Origin of the sequence: Amycolatopsis sp. CA-126428 (genome assembly GCF_002904335.1) — a bacterium.
In the GTDB taxonomy this organism is placed as follows: Bacteria; Actinomycetota; Actinomycetes; order Mycobacteriales; family Pseudonocardiaceae; genus Amycolatopsis.
In genome coordinates this window covers 16,423-34,866 of record NZ_PPHF01000069.1, presented here as the reverse complement: position 1 = coordinate 34,866, position 18,444 = coordinate 16,423, and the positions used below count along the sequence as shown (strand labels likewise).

20 protein-coding genes are annotated in these 18,444 nt (G+C 71.2%); 5 read left to right on the top strand and 15 right to left on the bottom strand.

Annotated elements, in window-relative coordinates:
• Window positions 1-157: 157 nt before the first annotated feature.
• The 4 genes from der to C2L58_RS17290 all read right to left on the bottom strand — a co-directional run bounded on the left by der (window position 158) and on the right by C2L58_RS17290 (window position 3,691).
• Window positions 158-1,657: a ribosome biogenesis GTPase Der gene (gene der / locus C2L58_RS17305; RefSeq protein WP_103338614.1), complete on the bottom strand. Its 1,500-nt coding sequence runs from the start codon at window positions 1,655-1,657 to the stop codon at window positions 158-160.
• A 16-nt stretch (window positions 1,658-1,673) separates the two neighbouring features.
• Complete coding sequence (locus tag C2L58_RS17300; protein ID WP_199191308.1) at window positions 1,674-2,333, bottom strand: lysophospholipid acyltransferase family protein; 660 nt, start codon at window positions 2,331-2,333, stop codon at window positions 1,674-1,676.
• Window positions 2,330-3,034, bottom strand: coding sequence for a (d)CMP kinase (gene cmk, locus C2L58_RS17295; protein WP_103338613.1), 705 nt, complete (start codon window positions 3,032-3,034; stop codon window positions 2,330-2,332). Before cmk ends, C2L58_RS17300 begins: the two co-directional genes overlap by 4 nt.
• Window positions 3,035-3,124: 90 nt before the next feature.
• Entirely contained in the window at window positions 3,125-3,691 is a 567-nt protein-coding gene (locus C2L58_RS17290; RefSeq protein ID WP_369904206.1) for a TetR/AcrR family transcriptional regulator, read from the bottom strand.
• A gap of 90 nt (window positions 3,692-3,781) precedes the next feature.
• Between C2L58_RS17290 and C2L58_RS17285 the strand changes: the two genes are divergently transcribed.
• Genes C2L58_RS17285 through C2L58_RS17275 form a run of 3 tightly spaced genes read left to right on the top strand, consistent with a single transcriptional unit; the run spans window position 3,782 to window position 5,872 of the window.
• On the top strand, window positions 3,782-4,150 hold the full coding sequence (locus C2L58_RS17285; RefSeq protein ID WP_103338611.1) for a DUF4267 domain-containing protein: 369 nt from the start codon (window positions 3,782-3,784) through the stop codon (window positions 4,148-4,150).
• 37 nt (window positions 4,151-4,187) lie between these two features.
• A complete protein-coding gene (locus tag C2L58_RS17280) occupies window positions 4,188-4,670 on the top strand; it encodes a cation:proton antiporter regulatory subunit (protein WP_199191307.1) in 483 nt (160 codons plus the stop codon).
• An 8-nt stretch (window positions 4,671-4,678) separates the two neighbouring features.
• Window positions 4,679-5,872, top strand: coding sequence for a cation:proton antiporter (locus tag C2L58_RS17275; protein ID WP_103338609.1), 1,194 nt, complete (start codon window positions 4,679-4,681; stop codon window positions 5,870-5,872).
• Window positions 5,873-5,893: 21 nt separating this feature from the next.
• Here C2L58_RS17275 and C2L58_RS17270 read toward each other — a convergent pair whose 3' ends face one another.
• Together C2L58_RS17270 and C2L58_RS17265 are read right to left on the bottom strand one after the other, a co-directional pair.
• Entirely contained in the window at window positions 5,894-6,253 is a 360-nt protein-coding gene (locus C2L58_RS17270) for a hypothetical protein (protein ID WP_103338608.1), read from the bottom strand.
• A gap of 82 nt (window positions 6,254-6,335) precedes the next feature.
• Entirely contained in the window at window positions 6,336-8,180 is a 1,845-nt protein-coding gene (locus C2L58_RS17265; RefSeq protein WP_233225771.1) for a Xaa-Pro dipeptidyl-peptidase, read from the bottom strand.
• A 67-nt stretch (window positions 8,181-8,247) separates the two neighbouring features.
• Here C2L58_RS17265 and C2L58_RS17260 point away from each other — a divergent pair, with 67 nt between their 5' ends.
• Window positions 8,248-9,084, top strand: coding sequence for an SAM-dependent methyltransferase (locus C2L58_RS17260; RefSeq protein ID WP_233225770.1), 837 nt, complete (start codon window positions 8,248-8,250; stop codon window positions 9,082-9,084).
• Here the strand turns inward: C2L58_RS17260 and C2L58_RS17255 are convergent.
• The 6 genes from C2L58_RS17255 to xerD form a co-directional block, all read right to left on the bottom strand.
• A complete protein-coding gene (locus C2L58_RS17255) occupies window positions 9,063-9,815 on the bottom strand; it encodes a pseudouridine synthase (protein WP_103338605.1) in 753 nt (250 codons plus the stop codon). The genes C2L58_RS17260 and C2L58_RS17255 overlap by 22 nt on opposite strands.
• Window positions 9,802-10,764 carry an SMC-Scp complex subunit ScpB gene (gene scpB, locus C2L58_RS17250; protein ID WP_103338604.1) on the bottom strand — a complete coding sequence of 321 codons (963 nt, stop codon included), beginning with the start codon at window positions 10,762-10,764 and terminating at the stop codon, window positions 9,802-9,804. The genes C2L58_RS17255 and scpB overlap by 14 nt, the downstream gene beginning before the upstream one ends.
• Window positions 10,761-11,657 carry a segregation and condensation protein A gene (locus tag C2L58_RS17245; protein WP_103338603.1) on the bottom strand — a complete coding sequence of 299 codons (897 nt, stop codon included), beginning with the start codon at window positions 11,655-11,657 and terminating at the stop codon, window positions 10,761-10,763. The genes scpB and C2L58_RS17245 overlap by 4 nt, the downstream gene beginning before the upstream one ends.
• Entirely contained in the window at window positions 11,657-12,076 is a 420-nt protein-coding gene (locus tag C2L58_RS17240; protein ID WP_103338602.1) for a cobyrinic acid a,c-diamide synthase, read from the bottom strand. Before C2L58_RS17240 ends, C2L58_RS17245 begins: the two co-directional genes overlap by 1 nt.
• The gene (locus C2L58_RS17235) at window positions 12,073-13,044 is read right to left on the bottom strand and encodes a ParA family protein (RefSeq protein WP_103338601.1); all 972 of its coding nucleotides are present in this window, start codon (window positions 13,042-13,044) and stop codon (window positions 12,073-12,075) included. Before C2L58_RS17235 ends, C2L58_RS17240 begins: the two co-directional genes overlap by 4 nt.
• A gap of 200 nt (window positions 13,045-13,244) precedes the next feature.
• A complete protein-coding gene (xerD, locus tag C2L58_RS17230) occupies window positions 13,245-14,147 on the bottom strand; it encodes a site-specific tyrosine recombinase XerD (protein ID WP_103338639.1) in 903 nt (300 codons plus the stop codon).
• A 93-nt stretch (window positions 14,148-14,240) separates the two neighbouring features.
• Between xerD and C2L58_RS17225 the strand changes: the two genes are divergently transcribed.
• Window positions 14,241-14,744, top strand: a complete 504-nt coding sequence (locus C2L58_RS17225; protein ID WP_103338600.1) for a DUF1707 domain-containing protein — start codon at window positions 14,241-14,243, stop codon at window positions 14,742-14,744.
• A 57-nt stretch (window positions 14,745-14,801) separates the two neighbouring features.
• On the opposite strand, the gene C2L58_RS17220 is transcribed toward C2L58_RS17225, so the two are convergent.
• From C2L58_RS17220 to C2L58_RS17210, 3 genes are all read right to left on the bottom strand, one after another.
• Window positions 14,802-15,431, bottom strand: a complete 630-nt coding sequence (locus tag C2L58_RS17220; RefSeq protein ID WP_103338599.1) for an NUDIX domain-containing protein — start codon at window positions 15,429-15,431, stop codon at window positions 14,802-14,804.
• Window positions 15,428-17,128, bottom strand: a complete 1,701-nt coding sequence (locus C2L58_RS17215; RefSeq protein WP_103338598.1) for a CTP synthase — start codon at window positions 17,126-17,128, stop codon at window positions 15,428-15,430. Before C2L58_RS17215 ends, C2L58_RS17220 begins: the two co-directional genes overlap by 4 nt.
• Window positions 17,129-17,217: 89 nt before the next feature.
• Window positions 17,218-18,378 carry an acyltransferase gene (locus C2L58_RS17210; protein ID WP_103338597.1) on the bottom strand — a complete coding sequence of 387 codons (1,161 nt, stop codon included), beginning with the start codon at window positions 18,376-18,378 and terminating at the stop codon, window positions 17,218-17,220.
• Window positions 18,379-18,444 lie beyond the last annotated feature (66 nt).

Here is an 18,444-nt window from a genome sequence, read left to right as displayed (position 1 = left end):
TCCTGGTTGAGGCGCCCGCAACGACCTTCGACTGTAACGCAAGATGAACGAAAGATAACCCCAGGATCACGCTCGCGTGTCAGACCTCACGATCAAGGCCCTGACCAGCGTGATCCCGGTCGCAATTTTGGGTCACGCTGGTCAAGACGTCAGGTGATCACCGGGTTCGGGCGGCTTTTCCGCCGACCTTCGGCTTCGCCTTCTTTTCCCGGACCCGCACATTCACCCGGACGGGGCTGCCGGTGAAGCCGAACTGCTCACGGAACTTGCGCTCGATGAACCGGCGGTAGCCCGCCTCGAGGAAGCCGGTGGTGAACAGCACCAGCGTCGGCGGCCGGATGCCGGCCTGCGTCGCGAACAGCACCTTCGGCTGCTTGCCGGAGCGGACCGGCGGCGGGGTGGCCGCGATGAGGTCGGACAGCCACGCGTTGAGCTGGCCGGTCGGCACCCGCTTGTCCCAGGAGGCCAGCGCCGTGCGCAGCGCCGGCGCCAGCTTGCGCACCGAACGGCCGGTCAGCGCCGAGATGTTGACCTTCTCCGCCCACGGCACCCGGACCAGGCCGCGGTCCAGCTCGCGGACCATCGCGTAGCGGCGGTCCTCGTCGACCAGGTCCCACTTGTTGAACGCCAGCACGCAGGCCCGGCCGGCCTCGACGACCATGGTCAGCACCCGCAGGTCCTGCTCGGACAGCGGCTCGGCCGCGTCCAGCAGCACGATCGCGACCTCGGCCGCGTCGATCGCGGTCTTGGTGCGCAGCGAGGCGTAGTACTCGGCGCCGGCGGCGAAGTTGACGCGCTTGCGCAGGCCCGCCGTGTCGACGAACCGCCAGGTGTCACCGTCCAGCTCGACCAGCGAGTCGACCGGGTCGACGGTGGTGCCGGCCACCGAGTCGACGACCGAGCGCTCCTCGCCGGAGAGCTTGTTGAGCAGGCTCGACTTGCCGACGTTCGGCTTGCCGACCAGCGCGACGCGCCGCGGCCCCGACGTCGCGGCGCCACCTTCGCGCGGCGACTCGGGCAGGGCCTTGAGGATGGCGTCGAGCAGGTCGCCGGAGCTGCGGCCGTGCAACGCGCTGACCGGGTGCGGCTCGCCGAGGCCGAGCGACCACAGCGACGCGGTGTCCGCGAGCAGGCGGTCGTCGTCGACCTTGTTGGCGGCCAGCAGCACCGGCTTCTTCGAGCGGCGCAGCACCCGGGAGACGGCCTCGTCGGTGGCCGTGGCGCCGACCGAGGCGTCGATGACCAGCAGGACCGCGTCCGCGGTCTGCATGGCCAGCTCGGCCTGGGCGGCGACGGAGGCCTGCAGCCCGGTCGCGTCCGGTTCCCAGCCGCCCGTGTCGACCAGGGTGAACTTGCGGCCACCCCAGTAGGCGTCGTAGGCGACGCGGTCGCGGGTCACGCCCGGCACGTCCTGCACGACGGCTTCGCGCCGGCCGAGGATGCGGTTGACCAGCGTCGACTTGCCCACGTTCGGGCGGCCGACGACGGCGAGCACCGGCTGCGCGAGCGCGGCCTCCTCGGCCAGCTCGGCGGCCTCGATCTGCGCGTCGAGCGCGGCGAACTCGGTCTCTTCCGACCAGGTGCCGTCGACTTCGCCGACGCTGTCCAACTCCGCCGACGTACTCTTTCCCGCGGAGGCGGGATCATACACTGCCATCACTACCCAATTTCCCTTATACCGCACCGAATCCGTGTTCGGCACGCCAGTCGTCCAAAGTCTTCACGAGCGCCGCGAGCTCACCGCGCAGCTCTTCGGTGCCCTGGTCGAGCCCGGTCTTCCCGGGACCGACCTTCAGCGAGAACGGCTCGCCCACGAGGATGTCCACCCGCGGCCGGAACCGTCGTCTGCCGTCGGCCGGCTTGAGCGTGCCCCGCGTCGCGACCGGGAGCACGGTCGCGCCGGAGGCCCGGACCAGCCAGGCCGCGCCGCGTTCGGCCGCGCCGACGTCCCCGGTACCGCGGGTGCCCTCGGGGAAGATCCCGACGACTCCGCCGCCTTTCAGGACACCGACCGCGGTCAGCAGCGGCTTGCGGTCGATCTCGCCGCGCTTGAGCGGGATCTGCCCGATCGCCAGCATGAACTTGCCGACGATCCCACCGAACATCTCGGCCTTGACCAGGAACGCCGAACGCCGCGGAAGCATTCCGAAGATCAGCTGCGGCTCGACCATGGAGCTGTGGTTGGCGATCACGAGCAGCGACCCGGTGGCGGGGACGCGCTCGCGGCCGTGCACCCGGATGCGGAAGGCCGAGCGCAAATAGTACCGGGCGAAGACCCGCCCGGCGTCGTGGAGCCTGCCGACGGATCCCTGGGGGAGTCCGTCAGCGGTCATCGCACTACCTCGGCGTTGCACCCCGCCAGCAGACCGCGGTGGCTGGCCAGCTCACTGAGAGCGACGATCACCTGGTCGATCGACAGCTCGGAGGTGTCGACGGGCACGGCGTCCTCGGCCGCGCGCAGCGGCGAGGCGGCGCGGGTCGAGTCGAGGTGGTCGCGGCGCTCGACGCTCGCCCGGGCGTCGGCGACCGACGACTGGCGCCCGGCCGCGGTGTCCTGGGTGCTGCGGCGCGACGCGCGGACGTCGGCCGAGGCGGTCAGGAAGACCTTGAGCGGCGAGTCCGGCGCGACGACGGTGCCGATGTCCCGGCCCTCGACGACGATCCCGCCGCGGTGCGCCACGACGTCGTCGATGATCTGCCGCTGCCGCGCGACCAGCAGCTCCCGCACGTGCGGCACGGCGGACACGGGCGAGACGGCCTTGGTGACCTCGGGCCCGCGGATGTCGGCGGCGACGTCCGCGCCGGCCAGGCGGATCTCGGGCCGGTCGGGGCTGGTGCCGATGGTGAACTCGGTCCGGTCGGCCAGCGCGGCGACGGCGTTCGCATCGGCCGGGTCGACGCCGGCGCGCAGCACGGCGAGGGTGACCATCCGGTACATCGCGCCGGTGTCGAGGTAGCCGGCCCCGAGGCGCTGGGCGAGCTTGCGGGCGACGGTGGTCTTCCCGGTCCCCGACGGGCCGTCCAGCGCGACCACACCACGTAGGGCTCCCGTCACCAGCACTCTCCTCGCGTCCTCGTCTCGATCGGCTCGGCGTCCATTCTGCCGGTCGGGCCCCGGAGGAGATCAGTCGCCCCGCGTGCCGAAGCGCGCCACCACCAGCGCGAGGCGCTCGTCACGGTTCTCCGGGGACAGCCGACGGCCGCGATCCAGCGTCACGAGGCCGTGCAGCGTGCTCCAGAACACCTCGGTGAGGATGCCCGCGTCCTGGTTGCCCGCCACCGGCTCGATGACCGCGAGCAGCTCCGCGAAGTTCGCCTTCATCACCTCCGGGGTGTCGTCCTGGGCGAACCGCAGCTCGGACGCGAGGGTGAACATCGCGTCGTAGAGCGCCGGTTTCGCCTCGGCGAACTCGATGTACGCGCCCACGATCCCGGCGAGACCGCCGTCGCGCGCGCCGGTCAGCGCCGCGGCCAGCTCGGCGAAGCCCTCCAGCGCGGCGGCCGCCATGATCGCGTCCTTGCCGCCCGGGAAGTGGCTGTAGAGCACCGGCTGGCTGTACTCGATCAGGGCCGCGAGCCGCCGGGTGGTGACCGCGTCCCAGCCCTCCGCCTCGGCGAGCTCCCGGGCCGCGGCGACGATCCGCTGCCCCCGCTCGGTCCGGTCGCGCACACGCCGTTGTCGTTGGGTCATACGTCACATGCTAGCACTGCTAGACAAACTAGCTCCGCTAGATTAGCGTTGCTAGCAATACTAGCAACGCTAGAAACCGGAGGGAACACCATGCTCGTCACCGACTACGTCCTCGTCGGGATCGTCTCGCTCGGGATCATCTACGTCGGCCTCAACTACGTCTTCGCCCCGAAGAAGACCGCCGCCGGCTTCGGTTTCACCGACGTCCCCGAGAACGCCGACACGTTCTTGAACGTCAAGGGCGGCCGCGACATCGGGGCCGGCCTGATCCCGCTGACCCTGATGATCTACGGCGACCCGCGCGCGCTGGGCTGGGTCATCCTCGTCGCGGCCCTCTGGCCCGTCTTCGACATGCTGATCGTCCTGCGCCACCGCGGGAAGAAGGCCATCGCCTTCGGCGTCCACGGCGGGACCGCCGCCGTGATGGCCGTCGCGGGCCTGCTTCTGCTGCTCGGCTGAAATCCCGCGAATCGGACACCTGGGTTACGGTGGTTGGGTGAACGTCGAAGTAACTCCCCTGCCCGGCATCGGGGTCCGCAAGGACTTCGCCACCCGTACCGGCCGCCGCATCGGCGTCGTCACCCAGCGGGACGGCCACATCGAGCTGATCGTGTCCGAATCGGACGATCCCGATGCCTGCGCCGCCTCGATCCCGCTCACCGCGGACGAGGCCGGCGCGCTGGCCAACCTGCTCGGCGCGCCGCAGCTGGTCGCCCAGCTGACGGAGGAGCACCGGGACCTGCCGGGGATCAGCACGCGGCAGCTGCCGATCCAGCCGTCCGGCCCGTTCGACGGCCGGACGCTCGGCGACACCGCGATGCGCACCCGCACCGGCGTTTCGGTGGTCGCGGTGGCGCGGGCCGGCCAGGTGCACCCGTCGCCGGCGCCGGACTTCACGTTCACCGGGGGCGATCTGCTGGTCGCGGTCGGCACGAGCGAAGGCCTCGAAGCCGCCGCCAAGATCCTCAAGTACGGCTGAGCGGTGCGATGAACCACACCGCGCTGTCCCTGATCGAACTGGGGGCGGTCTTCTTCGTGCTGGGCGTCCTCGGCCGCCTGGCCGGCAAGATCGGCCTCTCCCCCATCCCGCTCTACCTGCTCGGCGGCCTCTGCTTCGGGCAAGGCGGGCTCATCCCGCTGACCGACATCGGCGGCTTCACGCACCTGGCCGGCGAAATCGGCGTCGTGCTCCTGCTCCTGCTGCTGGGCCTCGAGTACTCCGCGGCCGAGCTGTTCACCGGGCTGCGCCGCTCGTGGACGGCGGGCCTGCTCGACATCGTCCTCAACGCCGCCCCCGGCGCGGCCGTCGCGCTGCTGCTGGGCTGGGGCCCGGTCGGCGCGATGGTGATGGCGGGCGTCACGTACATCTCGTCGTCCGGGATCGTCGCCAAGGTGCTCGGCGACCTCGGCCGGCTCGGCAACCGCGAGACGCCGGTGGTGCTCTCGATCCTCGTGTTCGAGGACCTCGCGATGGCGCTCTACCTGCCGATCCTCACCGCGGTGCTGGGCGGCGTCTCCCTGCTCGGCGGCTTGGAGGCCGTCGGCATCTCGCTGCTGGTGATCACCGTGGTGCTGGTCGTGGCGCTCAAGTTCGGCCGGTACGTCTCGGCGGCCGTCGACAGCCCGGACCGCGAGGTGTTCCTCCTCAAGGTCCTCGGCGCGGCGCTGCTGGTGGCCGGGCTGGCGTCGGCGATGCAGGTGTCGGCGGCGGTCGGGGCGTTCCTGCTCGGCATCGCGATCTCCGGCTCCACGGCGGAGAACGCGACGCGCATGCTGGAACCCCTGCGCGACCTGTTCGCCGCGGTGTTCTTCGTGGTCTTCGGGCTCAACACGAACCCGGCGTCGATCCCGCCGGTGCTCGGCTGGGCGATCGTGCTGGCGGTGGTGACGACGCTGACGAAGGTCGGCACCGGCTGGTGGGCGGCGCGCCGCCAGGGCATCGGGAAGATGGGGCGCGCGCGGGCCGGCGCGGCCCTGGTCGCGAGGGGCGAGTTCTCGATCGTCATCGCCGGCCTGGCGGTGGCGGCGGGCGCGGTCACCGGCGAACTGGCGGCCTTGGCCACGGCGTACGTGCTGCTGATGGCGATCCTCGGCCCGACGGCCGCCCGGGTCGTCGAGCCGATCGCCCGCGCCCTGCAACGGAAAACGGCCCCGAAAACCTCGCCGGCCGAGGCCGGCTGAGTGCTCCCGGCCGGCGCCGGATCAGGCGCTGAAGGTGCAGCCCGTCGCGACCAGATCCGTCCCGCTGTAGGAGTACGCGGTGCACGTCTCCGTGATGTTGTGGAGGTAAGTGTTGTACGGCTGCTGAGTCGAGATGGCGTTGAAAACGGCGATCTTGAAGACGTACGGCGAACCTGCGTCGGAGAACCCCGTGCACGACGTCCCCAGGTGGATCGTGGGCGAAGGGAGGTGCCAGCCGGGAGGGCCGATCGAGTACGCCGACGCACAGGACGTCGTGGTCGCCGCCGAAGCGGGTGTCGCGGGAGCCAGCGACAGCACGCCGGCCGCCGTCACGACGGCGGCGGCCGCCCACGCGGCCTTCGATTTCGTCCGGTCCGGCATGGCGGCTCCTTGTTGCGCGGCAAGGGAAATTCGAGCCTAGCACCGGATTTTGCGGGCGGGATCGGCCTTCCGGGGCAACCGGTCAGCGCAAGTCCACCCGTTCCGCCGACGGTACGTGTTCGCCGCCGGTGACGACCGGGTGAGTCGTCGCGGCCGGCGGGATGCCCAGCAGGGGCACCGAGGCCGAGGTCTTCGCCAGGTCCAGCGTCACCCGGCCCGGCTGGGCGGGGCCGCGGATGAAGCTGCCGTCCGTGCCGCCGATGATCAGCGCCAGTGCGTGGCCGCGGGGCACGATGTGGTCCGTCGACGCCAGCCGGAACGTCATCGTGTACGCCGTTCCCGGCGTCAGCGGTCGTTCCTGGGACAGGGACGCGTAGTTCGCCAGGTCCGCCCAGCCGCGGCTGAGGATCGTGTAGCTCACCTTCTTCACGTCCGCCGTCGCCACGCGGTAGCAAGCGTCGTCCCCGGACGTCGACGAGCCCCAGCAGGTCTCCGACGTCCCCGTCTTGATCCCCTCGCCGCTGCCCGCGAAGTTGCGGATCGTCGCCGGGCCGAGGTCCACGAGCAGGGCCGACAGCCGCGCCGACGACGTGCTCGGCGTCGCCGTCACGGTCACCGACGTAGTTCCCGAGACCTGCAGGTCGGACGCGAGCGTCCCGGTCGAGTAGGTCAGCGCGGCACTGCCCGGATTGGTCACCCAGGTGTCCTCGCCGACGCCCGGGTTGTCGGTGAACGACGCCGTGCCGGACGCCGCTCCCGTGCCGAGCGAACCGGAAGCGTGCGGCCGCAGGGTCGTCGCCACCGCACCGGCCGCCGGGTACGCGCTCTGGTCCGCCCACTGGTCCGGCTGCCGCTCGACGCTGGCCCCCGGCCCGTTCTGGACGCCGTTGTCGATGCCGAGCAGGTAGTGGTCGAACCACCGGTGCAGCAGGTCGACCCAGTCCGCGCGCCGGTAGTCGAACGGGTCGACGTGCCCGGTCTGCGACAGCCAGATCTTCTTCTCCACGTTCAGCCCGGCCCACCACTGTCCGAAGTGGATGGTCTTGACGTTGAGGTCGTTGACGCCGTGGGACAGCAGCACGCTGGCGCGCACGTTCCGCGCGTTCGTGACGTAGTCCCGCGCCGCCCACAGCGGCCCGTAGTCGCCGTTCGCCGTCGCGCCCTGCCGGAGGAGCTGGTTCTGCGCCGCGCAGTCCTGCCCGCTGTTGCGCGCTTCGACCGTCTGGGCCAGCCCGTCCGGGTTGAAGCCGAACGTCGCGCCGTCGGAGCGGTAGTAGTCGTACCAGGAACTGATGGCCGAAATCGGGACGATGGTCTTCAGCCCGGCGACGCCGGTCGCCGCGACGCCGTTGGCGATGGTGCCGTCGTAGGACTTGCCGATCATCCCGACGTTCCCGGTGCTCCAGCCCGCGGTCACCGCGCTGCCGCCGGTCTTGGCGGTGTAGCCGGTCGCGCGGCCGTTCAGCCAGTCGACGACCTTGCGGGCCGAGTCGACGTCCGAGGCGCCGCCGACGTCCGTGCAGCCGGCCGACCGGTTCGTCCCGGCCAGGTCGACCAGCACCACGGCGTAGCCCCGCGGCACGAAGTAGTTGTCGTAGAACAGCGGGAACTTCACCGGTTTCCCGGCGCTGTCGTAGGACTTCAGCTCGCTCTCGTTGCCGCGCCCGCAGCACGAGTAGTACGGGCTGGCGTCCATGATCACCGGAACGCGTGACGCCGCTGCTTCACCCGGCCGGACGATGTCGGCGGCGACGCGGTCCGAGCGGCCGTCGCCGTCGCCGTCGCGGCCGATGTCGACCCAGACGGTTTCGCGGACCGCCTTCGCGTAGTCGTAGACCGGTTCGCTCCCCGCGGGGGCCGCGGCGGCCGGGGCCACCGCGCCGGACAGGAGCACCGCGAGGACGCCGCAGACCACACCGAGTCGCATACCGGCCACGCTAGCGAGCCGGGGCCGCAGCCTGCTACGGCGGAAAGTCGGGCGTACGTTGGAAATCGTGACCGAGTCCTTGCCCCCGGTGAGCCGCACCGCCGTCGGTGTCGCCGCCCTGCGCGCCTACGAAAGCAGCCGGCCGGACCGGCTGTTCGACGACCCGTACGCGGCCGCGTTCGCCGAGGCCGGCCGTTCGGCGCTGCCCGGCAGCGGGCGCGACTCGGCCCAGGCCGGCCTGGGCGCGCTGATGTACCCGCAGATCGTGACCCGCACCCGGTTCTACGACGATTACCTGCTCGACGCCGGCTGCGCGCAGGTGATCCTGCTCGCCGCCGGGCTGGACGCGCGGGCGTTCCGGCTGGCCTGGCCGCCCGGGACCCGTGTGTTCGAGGTCGACCTGCCGGAGGTCCTGGAGTTCAAGGACGAAGTCCTGGCCGGCCGAGGCGCGTCACCGACGTGCGAACGGATCGTCGTGCGCACGGACCTGCGCGAAGACTGGGCGACGGCGCTGCGCGAGGCGGGCTTCGATCCGGGCGTGCCGACGGCATGGCTGATCGAGGGGCTGCTGATCTACCTCTCGCACGAGGACGCCGACCGGCTCCTGACCACCGTCGGCGAGCTGTCGGCGCCGGGCAGCCGGCTGTCGTGCGAGCACCGGGCGGCCGACGCGCCGGACGGCCTGATCGCGCGCGCCCGGGCGGCCGAAGGCGCCGAACACGTCACCGGCCTCTGGCGCGGCGGCCTGCGCACCACCGTGGCGGAGTGGCTGACCGCCCACGGCTGGCAGGCGTCGACGGTCACGCGTGCCGAGGCCGCACAGAGCTACGGCCGCCCGGCGGACGGCACCGCGACCGCCGACGGCTTCGTCACTGCCGTGCGTCAGAGCTCGACGTTGCGGTAGAGCGCGCCGACCTCGCCCTTCGTCAGCCGCCGGATCGAGCCGACGCGCTGGTTGCCGAGCTGGACGTCGCCGACCGCGGTGCGGACCAGCTTGAGCACCGGGTGGCCGGTGTCCTTGAGCAGGCGGCGCACGATGTGCTTCTTGCCCTCGTGGATCACCAGCTCCACCAGTGACTTGCCGGAGTGCATGTCCTTGACGCGGAACTGGTCGACCTTGACGATGCCGTCCGGCAGCTCCCAGCCCTTGCGCAGCTCCTTGCCGAGCCCGCGGGGGACGAGGCCGTCGACCTCGGCGAGGTAGGTCTTGAGCACCCGGTACGACGGGTGCATCAGCCGGTGGCCGAGGTCGCCGTCGTTGGTCAGCAGCAGCAGGCCCTCGGTGTTCTCGTCGAGCCGGCCGACGTGCACGACGCCGGGCGTCTCCTCGTAGCGGCCGCGCAGGTAGTCGCCGACGCACGGGCGGCCCCGGTCGTCCGACATCGTCGAGTGCACGCCCTTGGGCTTGTTCAGGGCGAGGTAGATCAGGTCGTCGCGCAGGTTCACGCGGGTGCCGTCGACGTGGATGATCGCGGCATCCGGATCGACGCGGCGGCCCAGCTCGGTGACGACCTCGCCGTCCACCTCGACCCGGCCGGCGACGATCAGGTCCTCCGCCGCGCGCCGGGAGGCGACCCCGGCCTGCGACAGCACCTTCTGCAGCCGGACGCCGTCGGGGTGTTCACTGGATGTCATCGATGGTGTCCACTTCGGGTAGCAACGGAGCGATGGCGGGCAAGTCGTTCAGTGACGACAGCCCCAGTCGCTCCAGGAACAGCTCGGTCGTCACGTACAGCGTGCCGGTCGTCTCGGGATCGGTCCCCATCTCTTCGATGAGGCCGCGCGCGAGCAGCGTCCGGATCACGCCGTCCACGTTCACGCCGCGCACCGCGGCGACCCTGGCGCGGGTCACCGGCTGCCGGTACGCGATCACGGCGAGGCTCTCCAGCGCGGCCCGGGTCAGCTTCGACCGCTGGCCGTCCAGCAGGAGCTTCTCCACGAACGGGGCATAGACGTCCCTAGTGTAGAACCGCCACCCTTCGCCGACTCGCCGCAGGTCGATCCCGGACGCCCGGTCGGTGAACTTCTGCGCCATGGTCCGCAGCGCGACGACGATCCGCGACTTGGGCTGGCCGAGGGTGTCGGCCAGGAGTTCTTCCCCGGCGGGCGAGTCGACGATGAGGAGCAGCGCTTCGAGGGCGGCTTCGAGGGCCTCGTCGGAGGTGACGTCGGGCATGGAGTCGGCATCCCCGGCAGCGACCAGGCCGGACTCGGGCCCGGCCGCTTCGGCGGGCCCGGCCGCGGCTTCCGCGACAGGCTCCTCCGGCTCAGCGGCGGCCTCCTCGGCAGGCTCCGCCGGGTCGGCAGCGGCTTCAGCCTCGGCAGGCGCATCCTCGCTCAGCCCAGCAGCGGCTTCAGGCTCAGCCGGCGCATCCTCGCCCAGCCCAGCAGCAGCTTCAGACTGAGCGGGTGCATCCGGCTCGGCGGCAGCCTCGACCTCGACCAGCGGCTCCACCGGGTCGCCGTCCTCGGTCACCGGCTCGCCGGAGAGGGCCTCGTCCAGGGCCAGCTCCGCCGCGGCCTCCGCGGGCTCGCCCGGCGGCGGCTCGGGCGGGGAAACCTGCTCGTTGTTCTCCGGGCTCACCCGTACTCCTCTTCGTCTCCGGCGGTGCGGTCCAGCTCGGCCGCCGCGGAGGCTTCTTCCTTCGAGCCGCCCGTCCAGCGGACGTGCAGCTCGGCCAGTGCCTCGCTCTGCTCGAACTGCACCGTCGCCTCGCGGTACAGCTCCAGCAGCGCCAGGAAGCGCGCCACGATCTCCACCGTGTGCTCGCAGTCGTCGACCAGCTCGCCGAACGTCGCCTGGCCGCGTTCGGCCAGCATCACCCGCAGGATCGCCGCGTGCTCGCGGACCGAAATGCGGCCCATGTGGATGTGGGCGATCGACACCGTCGGCGGCGGCTTCGGCCGGAACACCGCCACCGCGATGTCGGCGAACTTCTGCGGCGTCACGCCCAGCATCACCTCGGGCAGCAGCCCGATGAACCGCTCCTCCAGCGCCACCGACCGCGGGTAGCGCCGCAGCGCGTTCTGTTCCAGCTCGCCGAACAGCGCCGCCACCTGCTTGTACGCGCGGTACTGCAGGATCCGCGCGAACAGCAGGTCACGGGCCTCGAGCAGGGCGAGGTCGTCCTCGTTCTCCACCTCGGCCGACGGCAGCAGCCGCGCGGCCTTGAGGTCGAGCAGGGTCGCCGCGATGACCAGGAACTCCGTGGTCTCGTCGAGGTTCCAGTCGGTCCCCAGCGCGCGCGTGTACGCGATGAAGTCGTCGGTGACCCGGTGCAACGCCACTTCGGTGACGTCGAGCTGGTGCTGCGAGATCAGCTGCAGCAGCAGGTCGAACGGTCCTTCGAAGTTGGCCAGCCGCACCTTGAACTTCGACGTGCTCAGTTCTTCGGTGTTGACGCCTTCGGGGATCATCCCGCCGTGCACTGTCTGGTGCTCTTCGGGGACCTCCGGAGCCGGTGCCGGCTCGTCCATCAGTCCTCGGTTTCGCCGCCGTCTGAGCCGACCACCCGCAGCCGCTGCACCAGCACCGACTCTTCGCCGTTCTGGTCGAAGTCGGCCAGCAGCACCGCCACGGCCTCACGCACCAGCCGGCCGCGGTCGACGACCAGGTCGTGCTTCGCGCGCAGCGTCAGCCGGGCCTGCTCCATGGCGACGAGCTCGTCGCCGGAGACGTACACGGTGATCTTCGCGTCGTGCTTGGTCCGGCCCGAGCCGTGCGGGGCCGCGCTGCGCGCGAGCTGGTCGGGCCGGCCGTTGCCCGCGGGCTTCGGCTGGGGCTTCTCGACGGGCTCGGGCGGCGCCTGGGGAGGGAGATCGAGGGCGGGGCTGGCGGTGCTGGTCGTAATCCTGAAGAGTTCCGACGCTCCGGGCAGGGAAGCGCGCCTGCTCACCGAGCGATCACCTCGCGGGCCAGTTGGCGGTACGCCGCCGCGCCGGCCGACTTGGGCGCCCAGGTCGTGATCGGCTCACCCGCGACCGTCGTCTCGGGGAACCGCACCGTGCGGTTGATGACCGTGTCGAACACGGTCTCGCCGAATGCCTCCACCACGCGAGCCATGACCTCCTTCGAATGCAGGGTTCTCGGGTCGTACATGGTGGCGAGAATCCCGACTATGTCCAGTTTGGGGTTGAGGCGTTCCTGGACCTTCTCGATGGTGTCGATCAGGAGGGCGACGCCTCGCAGACTGAAGAACTCGCACTCCAGCGGGATGATCACGCCGTCCGCGGCGGTCAGCGCGTTCACCGTGAGCAAGCCGAGCGAGGGCTGGCAGTCGACAAGAACATAGTCGTAGTCGTTCATGACCGGACGCAGGACCCGTAACAACGTGTGCTCGCGCCCTACCTCCGCGACGAGCTGGACCTCCGCCGCGGACAGGTCGATGTTGCTCGGCAGCAGGTCAACGCCGTCGACGCGGGTTTTCATCAGCACGTCGGTGGCACTGACCGAGCGCTCCATGATGGCGTTGTAGACCGTCTGGTCCAGCTCGTGCGGCTGGATGCCGAGGCCGACGGCGAGCGCGCCCTGCGGGTCGAAGTCGACGAGCAGCACCTTGCGGCCGTACTCGGCGAGGGCGGCACCCAGGTTGATGGTCGACGTCGTCTTGCCGACGCCGCCCTTCTGGTTGCACATCGCCATGATCTTGGCCGGGCCGTGCTTGTCGAGCGGCGCCGGATCGGGGTGCTCGCGGATCGGGCGGCCGGTCGGGCCGATGCCCTCGAGCTTCACCTTCTTGCCGTTGCGCTCCGGCTGCTCGTCGCCGTCGTGGATCGCGGGCGTGGCGATGGTGACCTGGCTGAGGTTCGCCGCCGCCGACCCGGCGGACTCGGCCGGTACGGCCGGCTGGTTCGGTGTCGACATGGCGCGAAAGCTCCTTGTTCGTCAGCGTCGCCGCAGCCTATGTCCGGAGTCGGAGCCCCGGCAAAGCAACGCGCCGGACTCGACGGGTCAATGTCACTCGACCGTCGGTGCAGGCTGAGAAGGCTGTTCGGGGAAAACACAGCGGCGCGCAGCGCCTCCGTTGAGGGTGGTGGCGGGGGCATGGATGGATATAGGGCCGTCTAGCCCAGTGCCCGCGGGTGCGCCGTCGCGTAGACCTCACGCAAGGTGTTGACCGTGACCAGCGTGTACACCTGGGTCGTCGTCACCGACGCGTGGCCGAGGAGTTCTTGGACGACCCGGACATCGGCGCCGCCTTCGAGCAGGTGCGTGGCGAAGGAGTGGCGGAGGGTGTGCGGCGACACGACGGCGGTGATGCCCGCGCGCCCGGCGGTGTCCTTGAGGACCTGCCACGCGCTCTGCCGCGACAGCCGGCTGCCGCGGGCGTTGAGGAACAGCGCCGCCGTGCCCCGGCCGTGGGCGGCGAGCGCCGGCCGCGCGCGGACCGTGTAGGCGCTCAGCGCGGCGAGCGCCGGGCGGCCGATCGGCACCAGCCGCTGCTTGCCGCCCTTGCCGTCGAGCAGCACGGTGCGCTCGGTGTCGTCGACGTCGTCGACGTCCAGGCCGACCGCCTCGGAGATCCGCGCCCCGGTGGAGTAGAGCAGCTCCAGCAGCGCCCGGTCCCGCAGCGGGCGCTCGCCGTCGGGCGGCGGGGTCTCGAGCAGCCGCAGCACGTCGTCGACCGGCAGCGCCTTGGGCAGCCGCTTCGCCGGCGTCGGCGGCCGGACTTCGCGGGCCGGGTTGTGCTCGGTGAGGCCCTCGGCGTGCGCGAACTTGTGCAGGCCCCGCACGGCGACCAGGGCGCGGGCGGCCGACGACGCGGCCAGGGGCTGGTGCTCGTCGTCGCCCTCGCGCAGGGCGGCACCGAAGGCCGTGACGTGCGCGGACGTGACGTCGGCGATCTTCGCGACGCCCAGGCCGTCCAGGTGCGCGGCGTACCGGCGCAGGTCGCGGGCGTAGCTGTCCAGGGTGTTGCGCGCGGTCCCGCGTTCGACGACCAGGTGGTCGAGGTACGCGGCGATCACGCCGTCGGTGCTGCCCGCGGCTACCACGCCGTCACCTTAGGCCGCCCCGCGGTCGTGACCCGGCAGAAACCCCGTTCGGTTACCTTGGGATCCATGGGGTCGGAGGAGCTGCGCATCGGCACGGCCGAGCGCGAGGAGTCGGCGAGGTTGCTCGCCGATCACTTCGGCATGGGCCGCATCACCCCGGACGAGTACGAGACGCGGGTGACCGACGCCTACGCGGCGACGACGCTGGGCGAACTGCGGCCGCTGTTCCGCGATCTGCCGCACCCGCACCCGGGCTTCTTCGGGCCGCCGCCGGGCCCCATGCCGATGCCGACGCAGCAGGTGTACGCGCCGCCCTCGATGCCCGTGGCGATGCCGTACGGGCCGCCACCGGTGGTGTACTCGCCCCGGTCGAAGACGGTGGCCGGGGTGCTGCAGATCGTGCTGCCCTTCGGCGTCGGCCGGTTCTACACCGGCCAGACCGGCCTGGGCATCGCCCAGCTCTTCGCCACCTTCTGCACCGGCGTCGGCGTGTTCTGGCCGATCATCGACGGCATCATGCTCCTGGTCAACGGCGGCACCGACGCAGAAGGCCGCCAGCTCCGCCCCTGACGGGCCGCGAATGACTCATTCGGGACGCGGGAGGTCCCGAATGAGTCATCCGCGACGTCAGGCTTGCTTGCGCTTGGCGAACGCCGTCGGGCGGTCCTCCCACGGGGCGTCCGCCGGGCGGGCCGGAGCCACGCCGGTGAGCACCGCGTGGGTGGCCAGCACGCCGGAGACGGTGGCGCCGTTGAGCAGCTCGCCCGCCAGGGCCATCCGGACCGCCTCGGCGAGCGGGAACTTGCGGATGACCAGGTCCGCCTCCTCCTCGCCGAGCACCTCGCGGTCCACATCGGACAGCCCACGGGCCAGGAACACCCGCACGACCTCGTCGGTGAAGCCCGGCGACGCCGCGACGTCGACCAGGGTCACCCAGTCCGACGCGGCCAGGCCGACCTCCTCGACCAGCTCGCGCTTGGCCGTGCCGACCGGGTCCTCGCCGAGGTGGTCGATCAGGCCCGCGGGCAGCTCCCACAGCCGGTGCCCGATCGGGTGCCGGTACTGGTGGATGAGCGTGACCTGCTCGTCCTCGTCCAGCGCGACGATCGCCACCGCGCCGAGGTGCTCGATCACCTCGCGGACCGCGGTGTCCCCGCCCGGCATCACGACGTCGTCGACGCGCAGGCCGACGACGCGTCCGATGTGGACGTCCCGGCTGGCCGCGACGCTGAACTCGTGCTCGCCCGGGGCGGTCATCGGGCCGCCACCGGGGCTTCGGGCAGCTCGACCGGCAGCCGCTCGGCGACCTTGCGGTCCACCACGGCCTTGACGAACGCGCTGAACAGCGGGTGCGGCCGGGTCGGGCGGCTCTTGAGCTCGGGGTGCGCCTGGGTGCCGACGAAGAACGGGTGCACCGCGGCGGGCAGCTCGACGAACTCGACCAGGCGGTCGTCCGGCGACGTGCCGGAGAACACCAGGCCCGCGTCCGCGAGCTGCTTGCGGTAGGCGTTGTTCACCTCGTAGCGGTGCCGGTGCCGCTCGGAGACCTCGGTGGTGCCGTAGGCCTTCGCGACCTGCGAACCCGCCTTGAGCTTCGCCGGGTAGGCGCCGAGCCGCATGGTGCCGCCCATGTCCCGTTCCCCCGCGACGACGTCGCGCTGGTCGGCCATGGTCGAGATCACCGGGTGCTTGGTGTTCTCGTCGAACTCCGACGAGCCGGCGTCCTCGATGCCGGCCAGGTGCCGGGCGGCCTCGATGACCATGCACTGCAGGCCGAGGCACAGGCCGAGCAGCGGCACGCCGCGGGTGCGCGCGTACTCGATCGCGCCCACCTTGCCCTCGATGCCGCGGATGCCGAACCCGCCCGGGATCAGCACACCGTCCACATCGGACAGCACGGACGCGGCCCCGGACGCGGTCTGCGCGTCGTCGGAGGCGACCCAGACGATCTCGACCTTGGCGCGGTGGGCGAACCCGCCCGCGCGCAGGGCCTCGGTGACCGACAGGTAGGCGTCCGGCAGGTCGATGTACTTGCCGACGACCGCGATCCGCACGATCTCGCTGGGGTTGTGCACCCGGTCGAGCAGGTCGCCCCACACCGTCCAGTCGACGTCGCGGAACGGCAGCCCGAGGCGGCGGACGACGTAGGCGTCGAGCGCCTCGCCGTGCAGCACCTTCGGGATGTCGTAGATCGACCGCGCGTCCGGGCAGGCGATGACGGCCTCGGTGTCGACGTCGCACATCAGGCCGATCTTGCGCTTGAGGTCCTCGGGGATCTCCCGGTCGGCCCGGCAGACCAGCGCGTCGGGCTGGATGCCGATGTTGCGCAGCGCGGCGACCGAGTGCTGGGTCGGCTTCGTCTTGAGCTCGCCCGACGGCGCCAGGTACGGCACCAGCGAGACGTGCAGGAAGAAGCAGTGGTCCCGGCCGACGTCGTGGCGGACCTGGCGGCAGGCCTCCAGGAACGGCAGCGACTCGATGTCGCCGACCGTGCCGCCGACCTCGGTGATGACGACGTCCGGCGACTGGCCGTTCTCGTCCGGCTCGGCGGCCGCGGTGATCCGGGCCTTGATCTCGTCGGTGATGTGCGGGATGACCTGCACGGTGTCGCCGAGGTACTCGCCGCGGCGCTCCTTGGCGATCACCTCGGAGTAGACCTGGCCGGTGGTGACGTTGGCCTTGCCGTCGAGATCGCGGTCGAGGAACCGCTCGTAGTGACCGATGTCGAGGTCGGTCTCGGCGCCGTCGTCGGTGACGAACACCTCACCGTGCTGGAACGGGTTCATCGTCCCGGGGTCGACGTTGAGATAGGGGTCGAGCTTCTGCATCGTGACGCGAAGCCCGCGTGCGGTAAGGAGCTGACCCAGGCTGGAAGCCGTGAGTCCCTTGCCCAGAGAGGAGGCAACGCCTCCGGTGACAAAAACGTACTTGGTTGCCCGTGACTGAAGTCCCACGGGCCGCCAGCATATCCCACCGCTGCGGATCCGCGCGCTCAGACATGCCCGGGACCCCGGATATGACCTGAGCCACCCACCCGGGTGACTTAAGCCGCAAACTTCACCGGACGGAGCCGCGGCCGGCCGGTGAGCGCCCGGCTCCCCGGCAGCCGCCGCAGGACCTCCACGATCACGACGGTCAGGGCGATCGTCCCCGCGTAGATGATCACGCTCAGCCACGGCGCCCCGAACCGCTCCGCGACGTGCGGGATCGCCGGCCCGAGCAGCGCCAGGGCGAGCGGGTGCACGAGGAAGATGCTGAACGACCGGTTCGCCGCCCACGAGACCACCCGGGCCCCGCGGCTGCCTTCCCGGCGGCGCGCCGCCCACCTCGTCGCCAGCGCGTAGATCGCCGCGATCACGGTGAGGAACCACGGGATCAGGTACGGCTGGAACGGGTCGCTGGCCACCTGCGGAAAAGTTCCACTGTGGACGGTCCGGAAGTAGTACCACTCGGTGCCGGCCAGCACCGCCACCACCGCGCCGCCGAGCAGCAGCCGGTGCCGCCCGGCCCAGGCGTGCACGGTCTCGAAGTGCATGGCCACCACGGCGCCGAACAGCGTGTAGAACTGGTACGGCAGGATCGTGCCGTACAGGTGGGTGATCGTCTCGTAGCTCACGCCGAGCGGCTGGTAGGTCATGAACAGCGTCACGCCGACCTGCAGCAGCCCGCTGCCGAGCAGCAGCCACTTGTGCTTGCCCTCGGTCGCCCGCAGCAGCTTCATCAGCGCCGGGAACAGCAGGTAGACCTGCATCGTCACGAGCAGGAAGTACAGGTGGTACCAGGCACCGCCGGTGACGAGGTCCTTGAGCAGCAGGCGCATCGACGCCTCGAGCGAGCCCGGCTGCTGCTCGCCGGTCACCAGGCCGTACGCCCAGAAGAACATCGACCACGCGAGGTAGGGCGTGGCGACCAGCGGGAGCCGCCGGCGCCAGAAGTCGCCCGCGGTGAACTCGCGGCGGCGGTTCTGGAACACCAGCACGAACCCGGTGAGCGCGAAGAAGGCTTCCCGGGTGAAGTGCAGCGGCGTCTCGACGGCGTTGGCCCCGACGTCCTGCGCGAAGTTCGTCGCGCCCACCACGTGGATGAGGATGACGCAGGCGAACGTGACCAACCGGAAGAGGTCGATCTGGTGGAGGTAGGGCGCTTTGCCGCCCCGTCTCGCAGCGGGGGCGGGGGCCTCGAGCGTGGCCTGGGCAGTCGTCATCGTGCCGCCGATCCGGCACCGTCGTCGGCGTGGTTCACGTTGTCAGACTTGCCACCCATTCTGTGA